This window comes from Aquiflexum sp. (genome assembly GCF_977115555.1).
This window is the reverse complement of the sequence record NZ_CDSBKL010000308.1, coordinates 1-5,089: the sequence shown is the minus strand read 5'-3', so window position 1 is coordinate 5,089 and position 5,089 is coordinate 1. Positions and strand designations below refer to the sequence as shown.

Sequence of the window (5,089 nt, the reverse complement as noted above, 5' to 3'; positions counted from 1 at the left end):
ACTATCAGGTGCCTTTGGAGAAATACAAGCTCCAAATCAATGTCCAAGAACCAGTAGTAGTCTATCCGGGGGAAGATGTCCAAATCCAAATCGAGGTGAAAGACTATAAAAACCGCCCTGTGGAAGGGGTAGACCTGACAGCATTTGGATTGACTAAAAAATTCGATTTCGAATCACCGTCCTTGCCTTCCCTTGGAAAAAGCCCCAAAGGCAAAAAACTGATCAACAATTTTACCATTGCCAACTCCAAGCCTGACTTGATTGAAATACCTCTAAACTACCCTGCATGGAAGGCATTGGCCTCATTGGATTCTATATCTTATTTTCAGTTTATTTACCCAGAATCCAAGCTGTATAGATTCGAATATCCTACTCAAAGTAGTTTGACGCAGTTTTCTCCATTTGTGCTGAAAAATGGAAGTTTTGAGCCAATTTCGGTGATTTATGTAGACAAAGTTCCAATTTATTTTTATTGGAATACCGTTCAGCAACCTTATTCCTTTCCCATTGATCCAGGATATAGACAACTGAAATTCCGACTCGAAGACCAAATCATAACTTTGGACAGTGTCTACTTTGAGGCAAATAAACGGACGATTATTTCCATTGACCCTTCCCTATATAAGGGAAAAATGATTGTTGAACTTACCGAACGGGAATTTTCGCAAACAGAAAAAAACCACCTTTACAATTACATCTTTCCTTATAGAAATCCCTTCATCAGAGGCTTTTCTTATTTAAAGACAAACAAAAATGTGATCAATCTGGGTTTGGGTGATGGACCAAATTCAAAAAAGACCTATTTGGCAGGTCCTGTCTATGGTTTTTTGGATTTCAAATTGATCAACGGATTCACGACTGGATTTCACCACGAACCAAATTTTGAATATGATTTTAGGGAAGGTTTGCTCAAAATGCGATCGCTGAATGAATATATTCTTCCAACCCAATCCTCTAGGGTATCTATATCGCATCCATTGGGAGAAGAAGTAATGACTGAGGAAAAACTATTTGAGCTTTGGCAGTCCCATCTGGAAAAGTTAAGGATAGAAAAAGCACAATATATTAATCCCAAAAATACATCTAAAGGGAGAGGGAGATTAGAATTGGGATTTTATGGAAAATTACCCACTGAAAGTCTTCCTATCAATATCTTGATTTTCAATCAAAGCGATTTGAACGACATCAGGATTTATCCGGGAAGCGTAAAGGTATTTCACGACTTAAAGCCCGGAAAATATGAAGTCTATTTACTTTTTAAAGGATCTTACTATTCCAGGATTGATTCTATCGAGGTCCTGAAAGATGGATTGAACTTCGTAAAAGTTCCGTTTCCAATTTCTCCGAAAAAGGATGCTTTCAGTCAAAAACTCGTGCAATTGATAGAAAAGAATATTTTTAATGATAACCTTTCCGATTTACTTTTTGAACAAAGAGAACTGGCAGGATTCCAAAGAACCTATTTGGAAAATAATAAATATTCCGGACCTGGGATTTTGGTTTCAGGGATAATAGTAGATGAAACAGGATTTGGATTACCCGGAGCTACGGTCATTGTCGAAGGATTGGCCCATGGGGCGACCACTAATTTGGATGGCTATTATGAATTGGTCGTGCCATATGGCTATTCGGAGTTGGTGGTTTCATTTGTTGGGTATAAGTCTACCAACTTCAGGATTAGCCAAGGAATACCTGACCGGATTCAAATGGAACCTGATGTCAGGGCACTTTCAGAGGTAATTGTGACCGGATATGGAGTGATGCAAACCAAAAGAACTTTATCTTATGCAACAACTGTAGCTGATGCTGGATTTGATTTTGAGGAGGTGGATGGAATGCTCCAAGGTAAAGTCGCAGGAGTGGCAATCCAAGATGCAGGAAAAGGGGTCAATCTTCAGATCAGAGGAATGTCTTCTGTAAACTTTCAAGAAAAGCCACTGATTCTGGTAGATGGAAAGGTGTTTTTGGGAGATTTGAATGCTTTGGATTTAACCCAAGTTAGAAAAGTAGAAAGCCTCCTAAGCGATGAAGCTACCAAGCGGTTTGGAGAAAAGGGCAAGAATGGTGCTATCCTGATTTATTTCCAAGAGGAAAAAATTAATGATCAAACTCAAGATGAGGGTTTGAATTGGGAAAGTCCAGGAGGAGGTAAGATCCGAAGCAACTTCTCTGATGGTGCATTTTGGCAACCGGATTTAGTGACGGATGAGGCAGGCAATGCAAGCTTCAAAGTGAAGTTCCCAGATGACATCACTGCATGGCAGACACATGTGTTGGCTATGAATGGGAGAAAGCAAACCGGCAAAAAAGAAGGTTTAATCCGTTCTTATATGCCGGTGACAGGTCAGCTGTTTGTTCCTAGATTTTTGGTAAATCAAGATACCGCTAGGGTACTTGGCAAATCTCTGAATTATATGGGGGACTCATTAGAAGTTGAGACAGGGTTTGAAATCAACGGCAAATCCCCACAGCAAAATCGGACTGGAATCTTAACTGATATTTGGGTGGATACGCTCATGGTAATCCCCAATGATACCCTCAAAATTCAATACCAATTACAAACCAAAAAAGGTTTCAAAGATGGAGAAGTCAGAGAAATTCCTGTTTTTCCTTTAGGAATGGCCGAAACCAAAGGCCGTTTTGCAATGTTGGAGGAAGATACTGTTTTCACTTTAGCTGTGGATACTACTGCGATGGCAAGCAAAATAACTTTTTGGTCCGATTTGTCTGGGATTTATGAAGATGAGTTGACTTTTATCCACTCCTATCGCTACCTGTGCAATGAGCAAATGGCCTCCAAAGTCAAGGCGCTTTTGCTACAAAGAGATGTTGACAAATGGAAAAACAAGTCATTTGAACAAGAGAAAGTACTTCGAAAACTTATTGTAGCCCTTCAGAAAAATCAGCAGCCAAGTGGGATGTGGGGATGGTGGAACGATTCAGGAGAAAGCCTATGGATTACCATTCATGTGGTAGAAGCCTTGAAAATGGCTGAGGCAAAAGGGTTTGAAGCAGGTTTTTCAAAAGCCGGATTGGAGGAATCCCTGCTTCGCAAATGGGATAAGGAAAAGAAATTTGAAACCAAATCTAAGATTCTCCAAACATTTATTTCTTTGGGAAGCCAAGTAGGCTATTCCACCCTGATGGAAGATTTGGAAAAAACCGAAAAGGAAACCAATGCCCAAAAGCTCAATCTCCTTTGGCTAAAATCCCAACTCAAAGAAGAAATCTCGATCAAAGACCTGGAACCCTATCGAAGAAAGTCCATTTTGGGAAATACCTATTTTGGATTTGACATGGACGAATCCAATTGGCTAAATGGAGACCTTTTGGCGAGTGTTTTGGCTTACAAAATCCTCAGAAACAATCAACAAACACCTGATTCTGTACTTAGAAGTGTCCGGAATTACCTCTTTGAAAAAAGAAACCGAGGTAACTGGACCAATACATATCTGTCCTCCATGGTCTTGGAAACGCTAATTCCTGATATGATAAAGGTTTCAAAATTTGCAGGCAATCAAAGTGTCAGCCTACAGGGAGATATCAATGCGACCATAAACAAATTCCCTTTTCAAAAAGAATTCACAGGAACGCAGCCATTGAAAGTGACCAAGTCGGGGAACCTGCCTCTGTATTATTCATATTCCGAAGAATTCTGGAATCCGCTTCCACAAGCTAAAAAAGGAGATTTTGAGATTAGAACACGGTTTGGAGAAAACCAGGGAAATTTACTCAAAGCAGGTACAGAAGTAGAACTGTTAGTAGAAGTCACTGTCAAAGAAGAGGCTTCTTTTGTAATGATCAACGTGCCCATTCCCGGAGGTTGCAGCTATGGTAAAAAAAGCAACCGAAGCGGTTGGGAGACACATAGGGAATACTTCTTGGAAGAAACAGCAATTTTCTGTGAGGTTTTGCCAAAAGGAAACCATACGTTTAGAATTTCATTGGAACCAAGGTTTACAGGCATCTACACACTCAATCCTGCAAAAATTGAAATGATGTACTTTCCAACTATCAAGGCCAATGAAGGAATAAAGAAGGTAAGGATAGAAGATTAATTCGGATCCGAAGAATTGGAAATAGATTGAACTGAGTCATGTTCTTTTTTTCCGGCCTTTTCTTAAAAACCTTGTAACTTATACCCCATATCAAAACATGATACCATGAAGAAATTATGCTTTTCCATTCTTTTCGTTCTTTTCAACTCGGTTTGTGTATTTTCCCAAGAAACTGAAAAACCTGTTCCGATACCCGATCCAATTGTTTTTGAAACATCCCATCAGGGGACTTTTCATGGGAAGGCCATCAGCTACAAAGCCATATCGGGGGAAACATTCCTGAAGAATTCCGAAGGTGAATCGGTTGCCGCGCTTTGGTCCACATCTTACATCAAATCTGAACCTGACCCAAGCAAACGTCCGGTTACTTTTATCTTCAATGGAGGTCCGGGTTCCGCGTCAGTTTGGCTCCATATGGGTGTTTTTGGACCCAAAATAGTAAAGGTAGATTCGGAAGCAAAAAGTGACGACGGGGCAGCACCGTTCGAAATGATGAATAATGAATTGGCTTTGTTGGACATCACAGACCTGGTGTTTATCGATCCTGTGGGTACAGGCTACAGCAAGGTAATAGGCAAAGGTAAGGTAGAAGATTTTTGGGGTTTGACAGAAGATGCCAATTCCATCGCACAGTTTATGCGCCTTTGGATCACAAAACATGAGCGCTGGCAGTCTCCAAAATACATCGCAGGGGAAAGCTACGGAACCACCCGCGCTGCTGCAGTCACAGCAGCTTTGGAAAGAGGTGGACAGACTATGGCCTTGAATGGTTTGATTTTGATTTCGCAGGCATTGGATTATCAGGGTTCGACTTCAGTTCATGACAATATCGCTTCGTATTTCACTTATTTTCCCACAATGGCCGCCACTGCTTGGTACCATGGCAAAGCCGGTCAGGGGAAGAAACTTGAAGATTTCATGGCTGAGGCAAGGGCATTTGCTTACAATGAATATCTGCCGGCCTTGTACAAAGGGAATCAATCCTCTGCAACAGAAAAAGAAAAAATAGCCGACAGGATTTCATACTTTTT

Annotated in this window: 2 protein-coding genes; both read left to right on the top strand. The window is 40.7% G+C overall.

Annotated elements, in window-relative coordinates:
- Positions 1–4,058 (top strand): carboxypeptidase-like regulatory domain-containing protein (locus ACZFYI_RS15475; protein ID WP_462525032.1); only part of this gene is annotated, 4,058 nt, incomplete at its 5' end.
- Positions 4,059–4,163: 105 nt separating this feature from the next.
- On the top strand, positions 4,164–5,089 hold a 926-nt coding region (locus ACZFYI_RS15470; RefSeq protein ID WP_462525031.1), incomplete at its 3' end, for a S10 family serine carboxypeptidase-like protein.